This is a genomic window from Sporotomaculum syntrophicum (genome assembly GCF_009932395.1).
GTDB classification, from domain to species: Bacteria; Bacillota; Desulfotomaculia; order Desulfotomaculales; family Desulfallaceae; genus Sporotomaculum; species Sporotomaculum syntrophicum.
The window spans coordinates 352,586-376,650 of record NZ_LSRS01000001.1; the positions used below are offsets into that span (position 1 = coordinate 352,586).

Below are 24,065 nucleotides of genomic sequence, written 5' to 3' on the forward strand. Positions count from 1 at the left end.
TGCATTTGACAGATAACAACCTAATATCATAAATGTAGGTGTAATATTACTTATCTACCAGAGCTGGCAGAGTTTTCGTATAAGGAGGTCGGGCTACTCCCCGGTCCGTTATAATGGCGGTAACCAAAGGATGTGGAGTAACGTCGAAGGCCGGATTCCACACCTTAACACCTGCCGGTGCTACCGGATGGCCGGCAAAATGGGTTACTTCCCGCTCATCTCTGTTCTCAATAGGGATTTCCTGCCCTCCGGCTAAGTTTAAGTCAAAGGTTGACATGGGAGCAGCAACGTAAAAGGGAAGGCCGTGTTCTTTGGCCAGCACTGCCACGCTATAAGTGCCTATTTTGTTGGCCACATCACCATTGGCAGTAATACGGTCCGCCCCCACGATAACCAAGTCTACTTTACCGCAAGCCATCAAGTAACCGGCCATGTTATCAGTTAACAGTGTCACCGGTATGTTATCCTGCATCAATTCCCAGGCGGTCAAACGAGCGCCTTGAAGCAGAGGTCTGGTTTCATCGGCGTACACATGGATGTTTTTACCGGCCTGGTGGGCAGCCCTGATGACACCCAGGGCGGTGCCAAAACCTGCGGTGGCCAAAGCTCCGGCATTGCAATGGGTCAAAATAGACACGTTGGGAGGAATCAACTTTTCGCCAAACTCTCCAATGCGCCGGTTACTCGCCAAGTCTTCCCGGTATATGGCATGGGCTGCTGCCAGCAGTGTTTCCTTTAATACCTCAACACTATCAGTGGTCTGCTCATGCAGTAGCTGGAGCATGCGATCTACAGCCCACTGTAAATTTATCGCCGTAGGTCTGGTGTCACATAATTCCCTGGCGATTTGTTCAATCGCAGAAACAAATTCAGCCTTTCCCGCAGGTGATAGCGACGCAGCGCCAAGGGCAAGCCCGTAAGCAGCGGCAGCCCCGATAGCTGGCGCACCGCGCACACTTAGCCGTCGAATGGCATCACAAATAGTTGTATAATGCTCACATTTAATATACTCAGTTTTTCCTGGCAGCAACGTCTGATCCAAAATTTCCAGACAGCCGTCAACCCAGCGCATCGTCTCCATATGACGCAATACCGGTCCTTTCCAAATATGGCACAAATTCTACTTTACTGCAGACGGTGACTCGGGCAGATGCTGGCAACCGCAGTCGGCTTGCTCATCAACCGCAGTAATAGCTTCCATAACCAAGCCTCTAAAATTCTGCACATTTTCATTCATCACACCCACCACTTCCTGGTGCGACAGTGAGTTCAAGGAAATGCCCGCAGCAAAATTAGTAACCATAACTATCGTGGCGTAACACATTTCCGCTTCCCTGGCGAGCACCACCTCGGGCACGCTAGTCATGCCGACCACATCTCCGCCCAGCTGGCGCAGCATCCTAATTTCTGCCGGAGTTTCAAAGCGCGGTCCTTCCATACATACATAGGTCCCGGTTTGGTGGTAGGGTAAACCCATCTTCTCAGCGGCATCAATTAGCACCTGGCGCAACCTGGGGCAATACGGGGTGGTCATATCCAAATGAATAACCCCTTGTTCCACAAAGGTTTGCGGCCTGTTTTTAGTAAAGTCCAAAAATTGATCGATAAAAACAAAATCCTTGGGCTTCATGTCGGTATTTATTGAACCCACCGCAGCAGTGGCAAAAATATTTTTAACGCCCAGCAGGTGCAGACCCCATATATTGGCCCGGTAATTGATCAGATGCGGCGCCACCGAATGGTTTTCGCCATGTCTGGCCATAAAGGCAACCCGCTTGCCTTGATAACTGCCCACTTTTACCTTGATACTGCCATAGGGTGTGTCCACCTTCTCCTCGGTGATATCTGTCAGTATATTGGGGTCGTATACCCCGGTGCCTCCAATTATGGCGATGTTTATACTCACCTATGTACCCCCCGTTCACTTATTTATGTTTATTAGCATTTACTTATCACATTACCTAGTATTCGCGTCTTTTCCATCTATTCCTTTCTAAAACAGCCTGTATAGTCATAGCACCCCCCTGCAAAAAAGCAAACCCCCGAAGATAATTTAATCTTAAGAAGTTTGCTCATTCATTCACGAATAATACAATAGTAATATTAAATACCAAGATAATTTGTCAGTTAACCAAATAATTGTTATAATATTGCTAATTTATAATTTAGTACATCCACCTATTTTGTCAAACGGGAGGGATAATAATGGATTGGAGATTTGTTTTATCGCTTTTTTTTGCAGTAATTGTGACTATATTCGCTGTGCAAAACGCCAATACTGCGGAAGTCAGATTTCTTCACCTTGAATTGAACATATCTCAAGCTTTAGTTATTCTAGTCTCGGCAATTATCGGAGCGGTTACTGTTTTATTGCTTAGCATTATCAGATCTTTTAAGCTCAAGAAAAAAATGAAAGAGCTCAATAAAGTAATCACTAACCTTAAAGAAGAGAACGTGCAATTCAAGCAGGCTTTAGCGTTGGATAAGTCTCAGCACCCTTCCCAAAGCACTCCGAATGAACCAAGAGTTCCCAACAAAAAAATTTAAGACTACTTTTATGACCTGTACTTATCCAACTCTTGCTTTACCGTATCTATAATCAAATTGAGGTCCAGGAAACCGTGTGACCGTGGTATACCGTTAATTACCGTCATAGGCAAAAGCACTTGATGAATAGTTTTTTCTACTTGGGGATAACTTTTCATGGCACTGGAATTAATATCGATGAATTGGCATGCTACCCTTTCACCAAAAACATCCTTTAGTTTGTCTTCCAGCACTTGGACATTTTCTCGCAATGATTTTTTCGGATCACCAAAGGTGTTCCAACCACCATTGCATCAACCGCCAAGACTAAAATGTCCGTCAACACCGAAAACGTTAACCAGACATTTGCCATTTTCCATGCCGGTAACCTCCTTACTGGTATTACCCAATCTCCTATTAATTATTGACATTTCCAGCAAAACAATAAATTTTAATACCCACTGGATTATTTAACTTTACTTAGATGTTCCCTAACCGTATTAATGATCAGTTCCTGGTCCAGGTAACCGTGCAACCGGGGAACACCGTCGATTACCGTCATCGGCAAAAAAACTTGATGAATAGTCTTTTCTATTTCGGGATAGTTTTTCATGGCACTTGTCGTGATGTCAATATACCGGCACTCCACCCGGTCACCAAAAAGATCATGTAATTTGACGGCCAGTTCTGCTACATTTTCCTGCAAAGTTTTCGAGGGATCACCAAAAGGTTTCCAACCTCCACGGCACCCCCCGCAAAAATCGATAGGTTCATTATCGTCGAAGATACAAACTATGCTCTTAATACCTGCCATGTCAATTCCCCCCTCGCTTGTTATACATATTGTAATCATCTCTGCTTGCTGTGCCAAGGTTTAACACAGTCTTTCATTGATAGATTTATCTAACAGTTTGTATACTGTCGCAGCAACAGGTACTCCCAGTAAAACGCCGGCAATGCCTAGCAACCCGGCACCAACAGTAATTGCAGCAAATACCCATATTCCCGGCAAACCAATACTATCACCAACTACTTTAGGGTAAATTATATTACCTTCCACCTGTTGTAAAATCGTAATAAATAAAATAAAAAATAATGCTTTTATCGGGTCAACAATGACGATTAACAAAAACCCTATTGCTGCACCTATATAAGCGCCAACCATGGGAACCAGGGCAGTCAAACCAATGACAGGTCCAATAATGGTAGCATATGGAAAACGAAAAAGCAGCATACCAATGGTGCACAGCAGCCCTAAAATAATCGCTTCCTTGCACTGGCCGATAATATAATTAGAAAATGTTTCATCGGCTGTGCGCAGGCCTTCACATAATCTTTCTCTTCGCTCTGTTCGCATATAAGCCTTCAACAATTTGCCGAATTTATCATTGAGATCTTCCTTGCCAAACAGGATATATATAGCAAATATAAACGCCAGTATTACATTGATAGCTACTCCAAATACTGATCCCATAAAGGAAACCGTTCCCCAGGCCCAATCTCCGAGCACATTCACGACTTTCTTTAAAGCTGCGGCCCCATCCATATTAAGTCCTTCGAGCTTCTGCTGCAATACTGGAATTTCATCAGCATGCTGACTAGCCCAGTCGTACACATTATCGTATAGCACCGGGAACCCGGCAGCCAGCAAACCAATAGATTGACTGAATTGTGGGATAACGATACGCAGGAAAAAAAATAGCAGCAGTATAATAGTAAAAACTGACAATATAATACATGCACCCCGGCGTATACCAATGATGATTACATTATAACTATTGGGGAAAAATACTTTTTCATAGCCTGACACCAATATATTAAGCACGTATGCAATTGTGGCACCCATTAATAACGGGAAAATAACCCCATAGAGATATTTTAAAGTATTAATCACTTCAGCAAAATACAGAACTGTAAATACAATAATGCCAATTAAAACTATTGTTTTAGCGGTTAATTTTTGTTTATTGTTATTGACCTCTCCATTCATATATAGAATAAACTCCTTATCTGTTTAACACCAATTATACCAAATATTACATCTAATACAAAGCATTAGCTTTTTCTTGAGTTGTTTATACTATCTATCAACCGCTAAAGGGAAATTTTTATAAATTAAATTGACAACTCTAAAAGAAACGACAACATAGAAAAAGTTAATTTATGCTATTTGATTGTTAGCAATTGACAGGACAACCAGTACGTGATAATATATTATAATACCTGAAAGGAGGTGTTTGTTATTATACTGACCAAAGAATTAATTAACGAAATTCTTGAAAGTATCGGTTTGGAAAAAATCACTGAAGAAGAAGAGTAAAAACCGGAGGCAAGTTGACCGAACGCCTTCGGTTTTTACTCTTCCAGATATTCTTAGGAAAAAATCTCTTTCATTTTAACGGCAAACTGTTCGCCAAAAGTTTCACAGTCAACAAGATCCTCTGGTGTAGGATCGTATTTCATTTTTATCGGGTCCATGATCATATCAAAACCAGCTTCAGCTAGTCTTTGTTCAATTATCTTAGGAGATTCGCCGCTCCAGCCATAAGAACCGAAAGCACTGCCAATCTTGTCTCTGAATCTAAGTCCTTTAATCATTTCCAGAATAGAAGCCGTGTCACTCAATATACCTTTATTAATAGTTGAACTACCCATGATAATTCCTTTAGCCTTAAATATTTCAGTGATAACATCATTTTTATCCATCCTGCCCACATTAAAAACCTTAACGCCAATGCCTTTGTTTTCTAACCCTTTAGCGATAGCTAAGGCCATTTTCTTAGTAGCTCCCCACATAGTGTCATATAATATTGCTACCGTTCCTTCATGATAACCACTAGCCCAAAGATCGTACTTCTCCACAATTTGCATAGGGTTGTCCCGCCAAATAATCCCGTGGCTGGGGGCAATCATATCAATAGTAATATTCAGCTCCTTAACCTCTTTAAGCTTCCTTTTCACTAAATCACTAAAGGGTGTCAGTATATTGGCATAGTACTTTATGGCTTCTTGGAATAGTTCACCCTGGTCTACCTGATCGTTATACAGCTGTGGTGCGGCATAGTGCTGGCCGAAAGCGTCATTTGATAACAAAACATTAGCACCTGCCACATAGGTAGCCATTGAATCAGGCCAATGCAGCATCGGCATTTCCACAAAAACCAGTTTATAATCCCCCAGTTCTACACTGTCACCGGTTTTTACAATGTTAAAGTTCCAATCCTTATGGAAGTGGCCTTTAATCATAGCGGCTCCATTTTTTGTACAGTAAATGGGGACATTCGGTATCTTCTCCATCAAGTACAATAGGCTGCCCGCATGATCTTGCTCAGTGTGATTAATAACAATGAGATTTATATTTTTTAGGCCGATTTCCCGGTCTAATTGTTGTATAAAACCTTCATGAAATGGTGTCCATACCGTATCAACCAGAGCTATTTTTTTGTCTTTAATTAAGTATGAATTATAGGTGGAGCCTCGATGGGTTGAATACTCCTCCCCGTGAAATCTTCTTAGTTCCCAATCCTTTATTCCGACCCAGTAAATTTTTGGTTTTATCTCCATCATTTTTATCACGCCCCTTTCCATATTATTTGCTGTCATACATTTAATAGAATTAAATAAAGTTTACTGCATCGTTGATAAGAACTGATTCGGCATGTAGTTGCTTACACCATCCGGCAAAATGGACATATGGTAACCGCTTATTGCCCGGATTTAGCAAACACCCTTTCCCAATCCTTTTCATTAAAACCAAACAGCACCTTTTCACCGTCAGTAATGATGGGGCGCTTAACCAGCAGGCCATCGGAAGCAAGAATATCGTACAATTCATCCGCACTGGCGGTTTTTATTATATTTTTTAAGCCCAGTTCCTTGTATTTTGCTCCACTGGTATTAAATAATTTTTTTAATTCTAAACCACTCTTCTTATGTAAATCAATAATTTCCTCCCGAGTGGGGTGCTCATCAACAATATGACGAGTTTGATAGGCGATCTCATTTTGAGCAAGCCAATTCTTGGCTTTTTTCACCGTGCCTCATCTAGGGTAATCAAACAATAACCAGGGCATTTTTCTCCCTCCATTTTTATATTATTTTGACCCAACAGCTAAAATATTAATACTAATCACAAACTTGCAGTACAGAGCCATAAAATAATTCTTGCTGTTAGACATGTATATCATTTCCTGCCCGGTAGTGATCGGGCCTAATTGAATGACAGCAGTTCAGTAAATGGTCGTTAATCATATTTTGAAATTAATGAATCAGCCGGCAATTTAATATACATCTCGGTCTGATTAGCTTATTGGTTAATTCTACATATAACTTCAAATATCCTTTCAAAAATATAAAATTTTTAAATTATTCAATCATTTTTCAGAGCAATTAGCTCAATTAGATATTGATAATCATACTCAGAAATCGGTAGGTGTGCAGCCATTTGCAAATAAAAAACCACCTGTGAAGATACTGACGCATCCAAGGTGGTTTAAAAATTTGGTGCTTATGTTTTTTTAAGCTCATGCTTCTTCAGCCAGCTTGTCTCGAAGCATGGTATTAACCAAACCGGGATTTGCCCGACCCTTGGTTGCTTTCATAATTTGACCAACTAAAAAGCCGATAGCCTGCTTTTTACCTGCTTGATAATCCGCAACGGATTTGGGATTCTTTGCAATAACTTCAGCGATAATTTGGGCTAACTGCCCCTCGTCAGATATCTGTGACATGCCCTTTTCTTTAATTATTTGGTCCGGCTCTTTGCCCTCATCAAACATAATCTCAACTACTTCCTTGGCCATCTTGTTGCTGATTGAACCTTTTTCAATCAATTTCAGTAGAGCAGCCAGACTGCTGGGAGTAATTTTAGCTTCACTTAGTTCCATATTGCGGGCATTCAAGAGCCTTAATAGCTCTCCCATGATCCAGTTGCTAATCGATTTAGCATCGGGAAACTCCTTCAGTGTGGCATCAAAAAACTCCGCCAAAGCTAAAGAACTGGTAATTACCCCGGCATCGTATTCCGGCAGCCCATGTTCCTCAACCAGACGTTTCCTTCGCGCGTCGGGTAATTCAGGGATGGAGGCCTTAACCTCTTCAATCCATTCCTCCGTTAGTTCGATAGGAGTAAGTTCTGGCTCGATAAAACACCGGTAATCAGGGTTTTCCTTATTGCGCATGGATACGGTAATTCCCCTGTTTTCATCCCAACCGCGAGTTTCTTGGATAACTCTTCCCCCGTCTTCCAGTACATCTATTTGTCTCTCCACTTCATATTCAATAGCATACTGCACAGAACGGAAAGAGTTCATATTCTTAATTTCTGTTTTAGTGCCCAGGGTCGTGGTGCCCACTGGGCGCACTGAGACGTTGGCGTCACAGCGCAGAGAACCCTGCTCCATCTTTACATCGGAAACACCAATGCATTCCAAGATAGCCTTTAACTTCTCCAGGTAAGCTTTAGCCTCTTCGCCAGAGTGCATCTCAGGTTCCGATACAATTTCGATAAGCGGCATACCGGACCGATTATAGTCCACACATGAATATCGTGAGGTAGTAATCGAACCACCAGAATGGACTAGTTTCCCTGGGTCTTCTTCAATATGAGCCCTGGTAATGTTTACTCGTTTAGTCGCACCATTTACATCTATGTCAAGGTGGCCCTGATAAGCAATAGGCCGAAATACCTGGGAAATCTGAAACCCCTTGGGTAAGTCAGGGTAATAATAATTCTTCCTGTCAAACCAGGTATAAGTACCTATGGCGCAGTTTAAAGCCAGGCCTGCTTTAGTAGCTAGCTCAACTACTTTTTTATTTAAAACGCCTACAGCACCTGGCAGCCCGAGGCAGACTGGGCAAACCTGAGTATTAGGCTCCTTCCCGAATTCCGTAGAGCAGCCGCAAAATAATTTTGTATCCGTCTTTAACTCAACATGCACCTCTAAGCCGATAACTGCTTCGTATCTATTCATCTTTACCCCCTATGAATATTATATTTGAGGAATAAGCCGGGTTTTGGCCTGGTTTGGTTTGTACTTTGCTCCAAGGTATAGCCTACCCTCAACAAGGTCTCCTCCTCAAAGTGCCGGGCGATAAGCTGTAGTCCTACAGGCATCCCATCCACCATGCCAAAAGGTAGGGACAGGGCGGGAAGACCAGCTAGGTTTACCGGCAAGGTACAGACACCGGACAGATGCATAGCTAAAGAATCGTTTGGATTTTTACCTGTTTTGCCAGCAGTTGTAGGGTTAGTAGGAGTTAAAAGGCAGTCAAATTTCTCAAAGGCCCGGTCAAAATCCTGCTTGATCAGACTGCGAACCTTTAAGGCCTTAACATAATAGGTATCATAATTACCGGTACTCAATACATGAGTGCCCAGCATAATTCTTTTTTTGACCTCAGCGCCAAAGCCCTGGCTGCGGGTTTTTTTGAACATGCTCGACACGTCTTCGGCTTCCACCCTTAAGCCATGCCTGACCCCGTCAAAACGGGCAAGGTTGGAACTAGCTTCAGCAGAAGAAATTATGTAATGAGCAGGCGCTGCATACTCGGTATGAGGCATGGCAACCTCCTCACAAATGGCCCCCAACTCCTCGAGCTTACTAATCGCTTCCTGAAGCTTGGCTGCTACCTGAGGTTCTACACCTGATTCATATTCTTTGGGCAAGCCAATTCTAAGCCCTTTAACTTCATTAACCAAACTTTTAGTAAAATCCGGGACATCTACTGAAGCTGATGTAGCATCCTTAACATCGTGGCCACAGATAGTATTTAAAACCAGCGCCAAATCCGTCATATCCTGAGTAATGGGTCCAATCTGATCGAGAGAAGAGGCAGTAGATATCAGGCCAAACCTGGAAACATGACCGTAAGTAGGCTTGAGTCCTATGACTCCACAAGAAGCTGCCGACTGACGGATAAAGCCACTTGTGTCTGAGCCCAAAGTGAAAGCCGCTTCACCTACGGCAACAGCAGCTGCTGAACCACCGCTGATACAGCCTTGTGCTGCTTCAGCGTCAAAGGGATTTTGGGTAGGATAAAATGCTGAATTCTCGGTTGAAGAACCCATACCAAACTCGTCTATATTACATTTGCCCATCAGTATGGCACCGGCACCCTTTAACCTTTCAGCAACTGTAGCATCATAAGGCGGGATGAAGTTATACAGTATTTTAGAAGCACAGGTAGTTTTGATTCCCTCCGTACAAATATTGTCGTCCATGGCCATAGGAATTCCAGCCAGGGGAGAAAGCTCTTCCCCCCGCGCCCGTTTCTGATCAACATTCCTGGCCTGAGTTAAAGCTGTTTCTTTGCTAAGCGTTACAAAGACTTTAGTTTCACTTTCAACCTGGCTGATGCGTTCAAGATAAGCATTAGTTAGTTCTTCGGAGCTGATCTCTTTTTTCTCCATGAGTTCACTAAGCTGAAAAACTGATAAATTGTATAGTCGCATTAGAAACCTCCTGCTTAAACAATACGGGGTACTTTAAAACACCCCGCTTCTTCTTCTGGGGCATTAACTAAGACCAGCTCTTTAGCCAGGCTAGACTGCAGCTTGTCTTCACGAAAAACGTTTTTAAATGACAGGACATGGGCGGCAGGCTCTATATTATTGGTATCTAATTTATCTAACATGTCCAGATAGTCCAGTATGGTATTAAGAGACTCTGTATAGACAGCTTTATCTTCCTCTGTCAATTCAAGGCGGCTAAACAAAGCCACTTGTTCCACATTTTGCTCGGTAATTTTCACAGGCTGGTTATCCTTCCTTTCCCGGTAAATTCGTGACATTATGCAAAATACAAGATTAATTATATTAAAAATTTCGCATGGTGGCAATTATCATCAAAACAAGATAAAAACGCTGGTCATTCAAATAGACACGGTATGTGTCCTGGGGCAAATTGTTCAATATTTTTCATGGAGATTTTTCAACGAATTTTATTTAATGTCCCAATACGGGCAGGGAAAAATGAAAAAGTCCGCTCGGCCTGTCTAGGTGAATAGCCTAAATGCTAGAACGAAGGGATTTAAAATTACCAACTCTTGTGGCCAAGTAAAGACTGTCAAGCTCATGCTTCGGCAGTCTTTACTTTCAAGACCTTTATACATCTAGTGCAACTGTGGCTTAAAGCACTACCTTAATACAGCCGTCCAATTTGTTGTCAAGAATTTTGTACCCGTGTTTGGCCTGATCTAACGGCAGCACATGAGTTATTACGTCCCCTGAATCAATTTTCCCCTCAGTTACAAGATTGTATAAGTAAGCGCGTATAAACCCACCGGGCCGCACCCCAGAATAATAACGGTATCTCCCTCTTTGCCCGCCTGCGCAACCGCCGTTTGACTCAGAATAGCCGAAAAAGCCACCCATATCACCATGCGGGTTGAGCCATAACCTTAAATGCTTAATTGTTACATGATCGGAAAATGACTTGTAAGTATATTTTTTCTTTCCTTCACGCCATAACTTAGATAAGGTGTTTGATGCCCCAAATCTGGTTAATTAGAAAACCACTGATAGCATTACGCAAGCTGGTCAATATAAAAGCGAGCTATTTTAGAAGCGGACACTTGCACCGGAAACAATAGTCATCCTGGATATCGTTTAAACTGGCGCAGGCGTTGCAAAAGATAATATCGTCGTTTGATTTATCATATTTTTCAATTGAATTTAATCCACCATGATGCCGCACCTTATCATCAATTCGGAAGTAGTTATAAACCGTATCGTCATCCTCGGCACTTGTAGTGTATATTTTACCGTTATCCTGCTTGATGCTTACAGTGAATAAAGTATACTGCTGCCAGTAATACTCGTTATTGCTGGTATGGCGCTTGCGTCTTTTGTTTTCGATTTGTTTATCCACCACTATACCGTCCCAGGTAGTGCTCCTGTTTCTACCGATGCTCTGTAACAGTGCAATGGCAAGGAACATACCCCCGATGCTCAACCCGATAAAGAACGCCTCCGGATTATCCATTTCTGTGCTGGTTTCGCCATAAATAGAAAAGCCTATAATAGCTACCAGAGCTATGATCGACGCAAATAAAAACGACCAGCGTTTAGTATTTTTTATATATTGGGTAAAAGCCGGATCATTAATACGGGTTGAAAAACCGATTAATTCCTCTCGGCTAGACTTTTTCTTTTCCTCTGCTTGCGGCATTGCGCTTCCGCAATTGATACAATAAATAGCGCTTTTATCTGAGTCTACCCCGCAATTCGGACAAAGCATGGTCCTTCCTCCCCTCTGCTTCTACCGACCACCATAACTTGAACCGCCGCCGCCACCACCGCCACCGGAGGAAAATCCACCTCCACCGCCGGAACCTGATGATGACTTGCTAACCGCCGCGTGAGCCGTCTTAAGTGAGCGTTCTACCACAGTTCCAATGCCATTAAAAGAATCATTTAGATCATGAAAGCTGTTCCAGGCGCAATAGTTTAACCAGCCATAGCCAAAATGGTAATCACCGTCCTGCATATTAGGGAAGACCAATTCCAGCTGATTGATTACTTCCCGTGCCACCCCCAGGGTTACTGCATAAACCAGATAATGTTCCCATATGATTAGGCTCGGTATTTCATGGCGTTCCATTTGTGAAAAATGCTGCAGAAAGAGCCGGAAAGCCTGCCAGCGCACGTAGTCTTCCTGCCCGGTGGTCGAGCGTTTCTTAAAGGACCGTGGAACAAGACCAATAATTGCCCCGGCGAGCATTAATGCCGCACCTAATATAATCTTTTCGGAGACGATAGCCGCTCCCCCTATGAACAATAGTAATCCAGTCAGTAAGGTTATCAACGGCATATTGCCGTTGAAATCAAAATAGTTCAACCTCTCTCCCTGCTCGTTTAAGCCTGCCGTCCACTGCTGCCAAAAACCATAAAAGCCCTGACCGTTTTTCTTGGCGTATTTTTCTATGTCATTTAAATAAATAAACCCGCGCCCGTTAGCAATGGTATGCTGAAGATAATCCAGTAGATCTTGTTCATGGGGACGCAATACCGCTTCCTCGGGCTTTCTGAGAGAGGCCGGTTCAGGCGCAGGAAGGAAAGTGAGCCGATAGCTCTTGAATTCCCTGGTGCCCAATATTTTGCGTACTTCTTGTCTTTCTTCCTCAATGGCCAGAAATCTGCGCCGGGCTAAATCCAGTATCGTAGCGGTAAAATCACGTGGTTTTATCTTTCTGTAATTCCAGAGCGAACTTAATTCCGCTGGGCTGTATTGACCGGGCAACTCGCGGTAGTATAGGCCGTTGAATTGGGTAGAATAGCCGCGCCCGTATTTGCGCCATAAGAGGTATATACTCCCCAGGGCCATCAGTACAATAGCCACGGCCCCGCCTACTTCCGCCCGCGCCAGCATACGTTCACGGTTAGCCTCTTGTGCCCAGCTATGTTCTTCAGCCAGTATGTCCGAAAGTGCTACTTGGCCGGTGTATGCATCAGCCGGCGCTTCAGGAAATAATGCCGGAGGCATGACTACCCGTCCTTCCACAAAAGTATAGGCGGGGAGATTATTGACCTGCCAGGTAATCGCATCGGAACCCGTAAAGTTTACTTCACCCTGCAGCGGTCCGTGACCCCAGATTAGAATGTCTTTGCCCTGTTCGTAATTTGCGGCACCCGGTGGCAGATTCAGGTTCACCTGCACTTCACGAACCCTTTGGGAATTGTCTGAACCTATGAATTTGCGGTAAAGTTCGGCTGCATCACTGTGCACCTTAACTGCATTGATAACACGGTAGGAGATGTCAAATGAACGGACTTCGTCAGAAGCGTCGATGCTCCAATCAATAGTCGTTTTACTGTTTTCATTTTTTACGATGTAAGTGCCGGGAAGACCATAACTGCTCCCTTGATTGAAGGTATAAGGCCGGCCATTCTCATACACCACCACATCACTGACCGGTGTGTCACCCCGGGGGATACTGATAAAAAAGCCGTTCCAGTGGCCGGAAAAATCAACTGTTAGCTTTTCTGTAACTTGCATGGAAGCATCCGGCAGCACTTCAGCTTCAACTACTACCTGCTGCATAACAAAACTGCGCTCTGCCCGGGCTGTATCAGTAAACACCAACGGCAGAAGCAACGCCAAAATGAGCGTAAACAGGCCGCATTTATATTTCAACTCGCTTCTGTTGTTTCTCTTCATAATATCTGCAGCCCCTTTTAAAAACTAACGTTAACATTCTCCCTGGCTTCAACTTCCCCCTGGAGAGTAAAATAATCAACCATTATAAAACCTAGCATACTGGCAACCAAATTATTCGGGAATAATTCAATTGTGGTATTAAAAATCTGCACTGTATCATTATAAAACTGGCGGGCAAACGAGATTTTGTTTTCGGTATCACTCAACTCAGACTGTAGTTGGATAAAATTAGTATTTGCCTTCAGGTCAGGATAAGCTTCAGCCACAGCAAACAAGGACTTTAAGGCACCAGTCAAAATATTTTCCGCATTGGATTGCTCTGTAATATTACTGGCCTGTATGGCCATATTTCTTGCATGGGTTACTCTTTCCAATGTATCTTTTTCGTGCTGAACATACCCTTTGACAGCATTAACCAAATTAGGTATTAAATCATAACGTCTTTTAAGCTGGACATCCACCTGAGACCAGGCGTTTTGAACCCTTTGCCGCAGCTTAACCAACTTATTATAGGTGGCGATCAGAAAAACGGCCACTAATAACATCAAAGCAACCAATGTAATCATTCCAGTAAGCATTTTAATCCTCCCTTTTTGAAAATTCACTTATTCATCCTAACAACTTTAGGTTATTAACCTCTGCAAAATTAACTTCTATTAACACTACATAAACATTGTAAATCCTTCTATTTCCCTGGGTTCTTGGTTAATATGTATACCAGCTGAGCGGATGGCCTCCGGCACACGATTGAAATTGGGTATAATTACATTCCCCAATTGGTCGGTAAACCAAATATATAGGGGTTTACCACAACCCCGAATTTCCAACCCGCTATAAGTTGCACTGGCTGCTAAAAGAGCAGCTCCAACCGGTTGAGGTGAACTGCGTCCCCCTATAAATGAAAGCAAGGCCAAGGCCATGAACAGCTTACGAAACCAGCCCGGGTTTCTTAAGGAAACCTGTTCGACAGAGGCCATTTCAGCAAAGCGGCATTCCCGAACCCCTTTATAGTTAATTAGGTACAATGCATCTGGCGTCAGCTCAATACGGTACGTCGCGTACCAGGCGGAGTAATACAGCACCACTACGCCAAACAGTGCAAGGAACCACATGAATACACTAACGAACCACATTGAAGTGATCGACTGAATAGTACCACCGTTAACAACAAAAGGCAGGCTGTAAAAAGTCATCAGGATAATTAAAGCCACAATATCTCCCGCCACCAGTCGCCCTCCGGCATAAGCAATATCTTCAGGCTTGTTTCTGCGTCGAGGCAAGAACAAATAAAGCAGCAATCCAACTGCTATGACTGCCAGACCGATTGAACGATATGGATGATAGAGCCATTCGGGTGCCGTGCGATAAGGTTTGGTCATGGCTGTCACCGATGACTGATAATCTTCATACTCCAGAAGTAGATAGTTATTCTTTCCTCCAGCAGTGCTGCATATATATACCTGTTCACCTGCCTGAGGGAATAGCCTCCATTGTTCCAAAGGAAGTTCCCCGGGTTTAAAGAATACCGGCACCGGCACCTGTGGTTTCCAAAAGTCATCTTTATCCTGCTCGCTCACCCTGTCACCATAGATGGAACGGGCATACTGGCCAAAACTTGCCAACTGCACCTGCTGGAAAAAGGCATCCCACTGCCCGGCATTAACTAGGGTTACATTTCCGCCAGTCTTTTCCTTTATATAGTCGTCCAGGGGCAATTGGTTGAGCCGTCTGTCTTTCTCAGATACATAACCGGTTAATGATTGCAGTTCACCAGCCTGTTCTTGTTCCCAATCCACCGCAGTAACACTGACTATAGACGGGGTTACATAAAAATACAGACCAACTCCAACCAAAATACCAAACAATAAAGCGATACGGCGCCACAACTCGATCTTTCCCGATGCAGACGACATATTTAATCCTCCTTGGGCCAGTCCGGCTCTAGTCTAACTTTGTGTGCGGTCGTCCTTGATAACAGAGTAATTGGGAGACCATTTAATTATCGTTTGCGCCGCCTGGTCTGCGTTTATCTTAGTCAGTGCAGTCATTTTATAATACTCGTTCGTCCCACCGGGATCGATAACCATTACACTGCCCCGACCCGGTGCATAATAAGTGATGGACTGAAAGCCCACCGCCTGGTTGTCTTCCTTCACCAGCAAACAGTCCTCAAAGGCGGCAAAACCCAGGTTCAAGTCTACACCCATATCCACCACAGTCCAGGTGATCTTACCGAACTCATCCTGGTAGTTCCAGGTTTGCCCCACGGTTAAATTATTCTTTAAGACCGGGAATATTTCATTGGGGGTTTGATCTAAAATGTAATACGTTCCATCTGCCCGTTCTACATAATGGAATCCATAACCAAAGGCCTCTCCCTGCTCCACGCCGGTTTCCACCTCACTCACCCGCACCGCTTCATTGGAAACCACCTGGGCGCTGAAGCGCTCCACCACCCCCGACATTCCATCCGGATAATTCACAAAGAAGGTGCATTTGAGACCTGGTTCCGACAAATATGTGGAGGCCTGGCTCAGATCAACAGTCGGTGTCGGATCTGGGGTTGTTGCCTGCCCACCGGTACTTGTGGTTCCAATATTTTTGGTGGCGGTGGGGGGCGATGCCACCTGATCTGGGTCCTCTCCCCGGGAAAACCACCAATATAGCCCGCCTCCAGCTATTAAAAAAACCGTCAGCAAAGAGATCATAATAACTAAAGCATTTTTATTCCCGCCGCTATTAACACCCAGGTTGGTAAAATCTCCGGACGACGGCGTCTGTACGCTTCCCTGCCGGGCAGCTGGCGTAGCTTGTGGCGTTGGCGGCGCGGAATGCTGCTTATTAACGAGCGGCGGCGAAGTTAGCTGTGGCTTTTCTGTCTGTGCAGGCTTATCAGCAGCTGATTGTGCCAATGAATGGATCTCAAAGCCGCATTCCCCGCAAAATCTATCATCTGCAACTATTTCAGACCCACACTTAGGACAAAACTTGAGATCGCTCATCTTACTACACTCCTTTTTTATAATGCGCTGCCACAGCTGGTACAGAATTTCTTGCCGGGCTTGATTTTAGAACCGCATTGACCGCAGAATTTAAACTGGGGAGTTTTATCCGTGTTAATAGTAACCGTACCATTACCGACGACTTTTCGTAAAGATTCCATCCATTGGTCCAGTGATTGGGTCAGTTCCAGTTTGGTACTGGCCTGGTGACGAAAACGGCTTACCCCGCCTGATCCGATCTCAAAGGAAAACATATGATTAGCAAAGGCAGTTGGCGCAAGGAATACCCGGGAAAGGCTGCGTTCTTCGCCGTTTATCAAAGCAGTTGCCTGCCAGCCGATGGCTCCTATCCAGCTGGTTATAAATTCGGTGCCCATAATTTTTGACCGTTCGCCCAGAGTCAATGTAGATTCATTGCTGGTGACAAAACCCAATTCCTCAGCCTGCTTTATATGCTCGGGTTTTAAAGCGATACTGCTGTTTTTAAGGCCGGGGGTAACTTCGAACATGGTGGGCAGCAGCCACCGTTTATCTTTACTGGCCAATGAACGTTTCAATAGCTGCACAAAATCCTGGGTAGTTAATGATAAACTTAACCCACTGCGGTAATCCAGCATGCTTTCCATATAAGAACGGCGGTAAATATCTATACAATGCAGAGCACAGACAAGGATTTCAGTTTCCAAAACATTCGGGAACACTTTCCGGTAATCGCCCACACCCGGGGTGGCATAAACATTAATCCACCATTCCAGGAACGGCTCCCAGTCATCGAACAGCAGGAGGAGGATATCTCCTTGAGAGTTCACCATCTGCGTTAAAACAGTTTTATCAGCAGTTGACAGCAGGACGTAATATTTATCGTCAGCAGCACCAGCCCCGCCGCGATTAAACTCGATTTTTAAATCAGGTTCCAGTAACCTCCCGGCAATCTGGCCTAGCCTGGGGCTCTCAGATAGTACTTTAAACAATTCAGAAGGGCTGCTGGTGGCCGCCTGTTCAGAATTGTAAGTAAAAGCGGACAGACTATTCCCTTTAACCCCCGTGCGCCTGAATAGATGATTAATGTCACCCGGTGCTAGCTTAAACACTTCGGCGCCAGCCAATGTGTTCTGGTTATTGTCCATTATTTTGCCTCCCACTTGATAATTTGTTAAACCGCTACCTGTTTCCGGCCCGGAATGAGCCAATGCGGCTGGTTAATTTTTCCACCAGATCTCCCGGCGTATCATATCCCAGTTCCCGCAGGCGGGCACCCCTTAAAGCCGGCGATAGATTGTTGTTATTTATTACTCTTATAGCTTCCTGCATATTAGGCGGCATATTGTGTGTACCTCCCTCAAGATTCCGGACTACATTTGCTGTCTTGCGCAGCTGTTCCAGGGACTCGGTCTGATTTCTCATAATTTCGGCCGGGGTGTCGCCTTTGTCCCAATAGTCGTTAGCTTTATGTTTCTCCATCATCCCCAGTTGTTCAGCATCAATGGGGTCTCTGAGCAAATTACCGTCGCGGTCAAATAATGGTCCACACGGCCTTTCACCATTAAGGATCGCCGTACGCTGGTTGCTGAAATCACGGGCGCCCATTGGATCAAATACATCCATGGGAGCTTCTTCATGCAGGTTGGCCCATTCTCGATAGCGGGCGGCATCATCCATATTGGCCCAATCCCTGCTTGGGAACCGGTGCGCGGCCTCATCGACACTAAAACTGGAATTCCGAGCAAAAGCTTCATAGTAAACATCTTCCCATTCAGATTTTGGAATCTCCACCCATTCAGTAGTTCCATCAGGGCGAATGACCAGGCGTTCGGCAATAACATCATTGTCGGTATTGATATTCCAGGGAGTATGCTCGGTGCCGGGTGTTCGCACCGTGTTGCACCGTATTTGCGCACCGTTGTATCTAGCATTAAGATGATCCTCTACCGCCCGGTAAGAGGGTTGATGGATCTGTGTTTCCAGCACTTCGTTAAATTCGGACTGTACCTGGTGGGATCTAAACTCACCCAGCTCCGCTCCTATGCCTTCAGTATGCTCAAGGTTCTTCAAGGTTCTCATGGAAGCCGGATCGGCCTTCATTTCCATGATATCTTGGACGGTTAACGGTTCTCTCCGCTGGACCTTGTCAGCCAGATTATAGTTTCTTTCCTGGGCCTGCATCCTGTATTCATCATAGATGGCCTGTTCCCCGATCAGTTCCTGCTGCCTGGCCGGAGACAGTTTGTCAAAATCATCGATATTGTTTTGGACAGTATTTTCTGCTCTGGCCACTGTTGCCGGATCAGCCAGAACTTCTTCAGGCGTCCTGGCGTTGGGATTAATCGGCCTGTCAATTATAATATCGTCCTGTGGGCCGCCGGCATCTCCGCCGGCGGGTGCACGACCACCCGGATCGCCCGGTCCGTCTCCGCCGCCATCGCCTGTTCGCGCAGGTCCGCCCGGGCCATCGGGAGCTTTGGGGCCATCAGTCGTACCGGTGGTTCCTTTGGCCATATCGTCACTGCGCGAAGCGGCTTTGCCGGCTCCCGCACCCATATCATCACTTCCGGAGGTTGCTTTGCCTGTTCCTTTGGCCAAATCATCTCCACTGCCGGACGCCGCTCTACCTGCACTAGTAGCTATGTCATCTCCGCTTCCAGATGCTGCCCTGCCTAGCTTCCTGGCTATATCGTCACCACTCCCGGAAGCTGCTTTGCCTATTCCTTTGGATATATCGTCAAAAGAGTCGCTTACCACCAATCCAACAGCTTTGGAGCTTTTTTGGATGTATTCTACAGCAGTATCGCTGCCTAAATCTACCAACCGTTTATTGATTTGATCGATGGTTTCTTCAGCTGCTTCCTTGCCTGCCAGGCCAATATAACGACTGACCAATTGATCGGCAGCCATAGTTGTTAAGGCCAGCTTCTCAATCAAGTCCGCCGCTTTATTGGTAAACGCCGGGAATCTCTCCAGCATTTCTCCCATGAACTTGCCGCCGGCCTGGCCGGCCAACCAGCCGATTTCTTCTCCCAGGATGACCATACCTATCGCCTTGGAAACCGCCCTGAAATCCGATTCTCCCTTGTCTATAGAGTCCTTGATGCGGTATAAGGCTTCCGCTACCGTCAATGCTCCATCCATAATACCTTGTCTCGTGATTTCCCCCGCAAATGTCGTCGCCATGCTTGCACCACCGCCGGTAGCTGCCGTAATCATAATCCGGGCGGCCATACCCAGCCAGGAAATGCTGCCGTCGGCTTTTTCCCCGGTCACAACTTCTTTGGCGGTTGCCGCATTGGCTTCCAGTGCCCAGCCCAGGTTTTTGAACCAATCCTCTTCCCAGCGTTCCCCGGTGTCGGCAGTGGTTCTACCCAAAATTCGATTATCGATTACGCGTCTGATTTTATCCATTTTTTCCTGATCCAGTTGTTTGCCGTCCAGCATATCTTTTTTCAAATCCTCGATAGCCTTGTCGACATCTCCGGGGCCACCAGGTTCACCGATATTATACTTGTCAGCAACCTTCTGCATTTGCTCCAGCTTTTTCCAATCCTCCAGGTTTTTATCGATGGCCTTGCTGTTAGCATCCTCGCGTTTGGCCATTTTCTCGAGGTCTATGGCCGCCCGACGCCGGTCTTCGGCCAAGTCATTCTGCCAGCGGTCAAAGTCGTCAGGGTTAAATTCATTACCGGATTCAGTATTAATCCACTTACCTTTCACCGCATCAAATTCCAATTCATAGGTTTGCTCGTCGCTTTTACCGACCAATATTTGAGTATCACCATGCCTTGGTCCGTTATATCCTTTTTCATATTCATAAGTGGATGTCTCACCTGTATCCGGATCAGTATAGGTAAAGGTGTCTGAATCCCCAGTCTCCACTTGCTGCTCCGGGATATCCTGCCCGTCCGGCTGTGTTTCCGGAATGTCTTCTTCCGGGACAGGCAGCTCTGTTCCATCCTGACCCTCCGGTGTTGCTGGGGCGCTTTTATCCAATTCATGATTTTTTAACGTATTCATTGGGTCTTCAGGGCCAATAACACCAGTATCTCCCGTCGTAGGAATTGCTGGTTTTTCCGGTTCTGGTTGGGGTATCTCATCAGTCCAGGGCTTGGGCCCGTATTTTTCCACCGTCCTGGGGTAGGGTTCCCCCAAAGGCGGTTTGGTGGGCTTCCAACTTTCTGCCGGACTATGACCACCTAAATCAACGACCAGATCTTCGTCAAAGGGATTTGTCCCGGTACGTACATTGAAGGGACTATCACCTTCATAGGGGTTATCCGTCCAGTGTAATCCGGCACGGTTATATCCGTCCCCGTTGTACCCGCTCCAGTGATAACCGTCCTTACCGTAGCCCTGTTTATCAAAGCCCCAGGGGTCATACCCGCCGCGGTTGTAGCCTTCGTAATCGAAGCCTTCCCGGTCATAGCCGTCCCGGTCATAACCATTCTTGTTGAAACCGTCCTTGTCGTAGCCGTCTGCGTCATAACCTTCCCGCTGCCGTCCTTCTCGGTCGTAGCCGTCCCGGTCATAACCATCCTTGTCATAACCTGCTTTGTCGTAGCCTTCCCGGTCATAGCCGTCCTTGTTTAAACCGTTGCGGCCGTAACCATCCCGGTCCCATCCCTCTTTATTGAAGCCTTCTTTGTCATAACCCTGCCGGTCATAACCTTTTGCGTCAAACCCACTGCGGTTATACCCTTTGCGGTCATAACCGTTGACATCGTAACCTTCCCGGTTGTAGCCCTCACGGTCAAAGCCGTTTTTGCCATAACCATCACGGTCAAATCCGTCTTTGTTAAAACCTTCCCGATCGAAGCCCTCTTCGTTAAAGCCTTCTTTGTTAAAGCCTTCTCGGTCAAAACCCTGTTTGTCAAATCCTTCACGGTTGAAACCTTCCTGGTCAAAACCGTCTTTGTCGAAGCCTTCTTTGTCAAATCCGTTCTTGTCATAACCGGCTTTGTTGAAACCGTCCCGATCGAAGCCCTCTTCGTTAAAGCCTTCTTTGTTAAAGCCTTCTTTGTTAAAGCCCTCTTTGTTAAAGCCTTCTCGGTCAAAACCCTGTTTGTCAAATCCTTCGCGGTTAAAGCCTTTCTGGTTAAAACCGTCTTTGTCGAAGCCTTCTTTGTCAAACCCTTCTTTGTCAAATCCGTTCTTGTCATAACCGGCTTTGTTAAAACCGTCCCGATCGAAGCCCTCTTCGTTAAAACCTTCTTTGTTAAAGCCTTCTCGGTCAAAACCCTGTTTGTCAAATCCTTCACGGTTGAAACCTTCCTGGTCAAAACCGTCTTTGTCAAATCCTTCTTTGTCAAATCCGTTCTTGTCATAACCGGCTTTGTTGAAACCGTCCCGGTCGATGCCCTCTTCGTTGTAGCCTTCTTTATTAAAGCCTTCCCGGTTGAACCCTTCTTTGTTGAAACCTTCGAGGTCATAGCCTTCCTTGTCAAAGCCGTCTTTATTTATGCCTTCCCGGTCAAAACCTGCTTTATCGTAACCACTGCGGTCATACCCTTGAGCATCGAATCCTTGTTCATCATATTGTGCCGTTTCTGCCTGCTGGGATAGACTAGCCACTTCCGTCCGGGCGGGCTCATCAAAAGCGCTGGTGTCGAGTAAAATCCCGTCATCACTGCTATCCGCCCAAGTGATATCCGGCTGTGCCACTCGGCCATCTTGTATCAATACGGCTGCTTCGCCTGCAGTATCGATGATGGCCCCGGTATTTCTTTGAATAAAAACATCGCTCTCAGCAGCTGTTTCAATAATCATACCAGCATCCGGCCGAGTCAACACCGCGTTTTCCTCGGCGGTTTCAATAAACAGGTCATTAACTGTAGGTGTGCTTTGCCCTCCGTTTATAATAGCCCCTGAACCATCAATCATATCAACAGTATCAATAAAGATACTTGGCTCATCATCAACTTCCGGCCGGGTTGTCAACTCACCGGTCGTCATGCTCAAATCACCCGCTCCGGGGGCAGGTTCTGTGGCCAAGGAAGTCGGTCCGGCGTCACGCCGTCTTCTCCCCAACTGGCCAACCTCCTGGAAGGAAGCATTACTCTGGGCGTTAGCGCCGGGGTAAGAACTTCCCGTCGTCGGCGCCGGGCCTCCCGCGGCCGGGGGTACCGTGGTTCCCGGGGGAGGTGTAAATCCGCCACCGCCGCCGCCTAATCCGGCCATAGCGCCCAATATTGTAGCAATCAGGCCCGGCGCCACTACTCCCACCACCGCTTCGGTGGTGTTTGAAGGACCAGGAATAGCGCCTACTGAACCTACACCCGCCGGCGTTGCTCCTGACGACCCCCTCCAGGGTGAACTTTCAGGTGCCCGGGTATCAGCTGAATCCTCACCTAATTCACTGGCAACTGTAAAATGAGGGGTAGCGTGGACTTGCCCCATACCCTTACCCCCGGTTCCGGCATTGGTTGCCCAAGTGGAAGGGTCTGAGTCAATAACTGTATATGTACCTGCCGGAATAACCACATTAGGGGAGACTTCCCAATTAGCATTGTGCACGCCCCCCTGACCATCGGAACCACTGGCTTGCCAGGGGCCATATATCTTTCCATTTTGATCTTGTAGAGCAATAGTGCCCGGTGTCGCTCCTTGGGCATAATTCCAGTGGTAGTTTCTGATATAGGTAACAAGATGAGGGGTATTAATGCTGAAGGTGTTGGGAACAGTTGGACCGTTATCTACCCAGGCGATATTATCAGTATTGCAAACCGAAACCGGTTCATCTAAGGGCTCTCCGGTTAACGCATCCGATGAGGTTATTGTATTTGTTTCAGTTTCCGGCTTGGCATCCGGTTCAGTAACCGGCGCTGTTTCCTCCTGAGGCGCGGTCTGATTCAGGACCCCATTAAGTTTCAGGCTTTCTATAGTCGACTTAGCTATGCTTCTGGCTTTCTCGAGTTCCCAGGCTCTTCCGTTACCCGAATGAACAATAGTTACCCCTACTTTATATTGAGGCAACAATACATCCACCCCGGCGCCAAGACGGGATTGGAATTCAAACACTTCATAACCGTTGATAGGTGTGGTTTTAACGCCATCGGATTCCCAGAAATAGGCCGATTCAGACAGTGAAGCTTTCATAGCCTCGGCATTCATTGGGCCGGCAACTGAAATAAAACAACCTGCCTCTCCCATGTCTCCACTGGCTACATGTGTTACATACTGGTATCCGTCCATGTCCACCGGGTTAGATTCCACGTTAAGCTTAGTAAGGTAACTATTTCCTATTTCGGTGATTACATCATCAATGCTTCGCGCCTGGGCGGTACCGATGCCAAACACCATCATTGCGCACAAAAAAACCACCCACGCTACTATGGCTATTAATGGTTTTTTTCTATAACGACTATATAACAATTTTATACACCTCCCTGCT

At 45.7% G+C, this 24,065-nt stretch carries 18 protein-coding genes; 1 reads left to right on the plus strand and 17 read right to left on the minus strand.

The window, feature by feature from the left end; translation table 11 throughout:
• Positions 1-46: 46 nt before the first annotated feature.
• Positions 47-1,081, minus strand: a complete 1,035-nt coding sequence (gene mtnA / locus SPSYN_RS01845; protein ID WP_161820936.1) for an S-methyl-5-thioribose-1-phosphate isomerase — start codon at positions 1,079-1,081, stop codon at positions 47-49.
• 39 nt (positions 1,082-1,120) lie between these two features.
• Positions 1,121-1,906 carry an S-methyl-5'-thioadenosine phosphorylase gene (gene mtnP, locus SPSYN_RS01850; protein ID WP_161820794.1) on the minus strand — a complete coding sequence of 262 codons (786 nt, stop codon included), beginning with the start codon at positions 1,904-1,906 and terminating at the stop codon, positions 1,121-1,123.
• A 299-nt stretch (positions 1,907-2,205) separates the two neighbouring features.
• On the opposite strand from mtnP, the gene SPSYN_RS01855 reads away from it, so the two are divergent.
• Positions 2,206-2,547 carry a LapA family protein gene (locus tag SPSYN_RS01855; RefSeq protein WP_161820795.1) on the plus strand — a complete coding sequence of 114 codons (342 nt, stop codon included), beginning with the start codon at positions 2,206-2,208 and terminating at the stop codon, positions 2,545-2,547.
• 8 nt (positions 2,548-2,555) lie between these two features.
• On the opposite strand, the gene SPSYN_RS01860 is transcribed toward SPSYN_RS01855, so the two are convergent.
• The 15 genes from SPSYN_RS01860 to SPSYN_RS01930 form a co-directional block, all read right to left on the minus strand.
• Positions 2,556-2,798 carry a hypothetical protein gene (locus SPSYN_RS01860; protein WP_161820796.1) on the minus strand — a complete coding sequence of 81 codons (243 nt, stop codon included), beginning with the start codon at positions 2,796-2,798 and terminating at the stop codon, positions 2,556-2,558.
• Positions 2,799-2,992: 194 nt separating this feature from the next.
• Entirely contained in the window at positions 2,993-3,340 is a 348-nt protein-coding gene (locus SPSYN_RS01865; RefSeq protein WP_161820797.1) for a hypothetical protein, read from the minus strand.
• A 60-nt stretch (positions 3,341-3,400) separates the two neighbouring features.
• On the minus strand, positions 3,401-4,516 hold the full coding sequence (locus tag SPSYN_RS01870; RefSeq protein ID WP_161820798.1) for an AI-2E family transporter: 1,116 nt from the start codon (positions 4,514-4,516) through the stop codon (positions 3,401-3,403).
• Positions 4,517-4,899: 383 nt separating this feature from the next.
• A complete protein-coding gene (locus SPSYN_RS01875) occupies positions 4,900-6,093 on the minus strand; it encodes an anaerobic nitric oxide reductase flavorubredoxin (RefSeq protein WP_161820799.1) in 1,194 nt (397 codons plus the stop codon).
• 137 nt (positions 6,094-6,230) lie between these two features.
• Entirely contained in the window at positions 6,231-6,599 is a 369-nt protein-coding gene (locus tag SPSYN_RS01880; protein ID WP_161820800.1) for an arsenate reductase family protein, read from the minus strand.
• Positions 6,600-7,049: 450 nt separating this feature from the next.
• Positions 7,050-8,498, minus strand: a complete 1,449-nt coding sequence (gene gatB / locus SPSYN_RS01885) for an Asp-tRNA(Asn)/Glu-tRNA(Gln) amidotransferase subunit GatB (protein WP_161820801.1) — start codon at positions 8,496-8,498, stop codon at positions 7,050-7,052.
• A gap of 2 nt (positions 8,499-8,500) precedes the next feature.
• A complete protein-coding gene (gatA, locus tag SPSYN_RS01890) occupies positions 8,501-9,979 on the minus strand; it encodes an Asp-tRNA(Asn)/Glu-tRNA(Gln) amidotransferase subunit GatA (RefSeq protein WP_161820802.1) in 1,479 nt (492 codons plus the stop codon).
• A gap of 14 nt (positions 9,980-9,993) precedes the next feature.
• The gene (gene gatC / locus SPSYN_RS01895) at positions 9,994-10,278 is read right to left on the minus strand and encodes an Asp-tRNA(Asn)/Glu-tRNA(Gln) amidotransferase subunit GatC (protein WP_161820803.1); all 285 of its coding nucleotides are present in this window, start codon (positions 10,276-10,278) and stop codon (positions 9,994-9,996) included.
• 803 nt (positions 10,279-11,081) lie between these two features.
• Positions 11,082-11,765: a zinc ribbon domain-containing protein gene (locus SPSYN_RS01900; RefSeq protein WP_161820804.1), complete on the minus strand. Its 684-nt coding sequence runs from the start codon at positions 11,763-11,765 to the stop codon at positions 11,082-11,084.
• A 21-nt stretch (positions 11,766-11,786) separates the two neighbouring features.
• On the minus strand, positions 11,787-13,685 hold the full coding sequence (locus tag SPSYN_RS01905; protein WP_161820805.1) for a DUF2207 domain-containing protein: 1,899 nt from the start codon (positions 13,683-13,685) through the stop codon (positions 11,787-11,789).
• A gap of 17 nt (positions 13,686-13,702) precedes the next feature.
• A complete protein-coding gene (locus tag SPSYN_RS01910; RefSeq protein ID WP_161820806.1) occupies positions 13,703-14,263 on the minus strand; it encodes a LemA family protein in 561 nt (186 codons plus the stop codon).
• Between the two features lie 84 nt (positions 14,264-14,347).
• Positions 14,348-15,598 carry a hypothetical protein gene (locus SPSYN_RS01915; RefSeq protein WP_161820807.1) on the minus strand — a complete coding sequence of 417 codons (1,251 nt, stop codon included), beginning with the start codon at positions 15,596-15,598 and terminating at the stop codon, positions 14,348-14,350.
• Between the two features lie 33 nt (positions 15,599-15,631).
• The gene (locus tag SPSYN_RS01920; protein WP_161820808.1) at positions 15,632-16,687 is read right to left on the minus strand and encodes a zinc ribbon domain-containing protein; all 1,056 of its coding nucleotides are present in this window, start codon (positions 16,685-16,687) and stop codon (positions 15,632-15,634) included.
• A 17-nt stretch (positions 16,688-16,704) separates the two neighbouring features.
• Positions 16,705-17,814 (minus strand): zinc ribbon domain-containing protein, encoded by a 1,110-nt coding sequence (locus SPSYN_RS01925; RefSeq protein WP_161820809.1) that lies wholly within the window; start codon positions 17,812-17,814, stop codon positions 16,705-16,707.
• A gap of 34 nt (positions 17,815-17,848) precedes the next feature.
• Positions 17,849-24,046: a hypothetical protein gene (locus SPSYN_RS01930; RefSeq protein ID WP_161820810.1), complete on the minus strand. Its 6,198-nt coding sequence runs from the start codon at positions 24,044-24,046 to the stop codon at positions 17,849-17,851.
• Positions 24,047-24,065 lie beyond the last annotated feature (19 nt).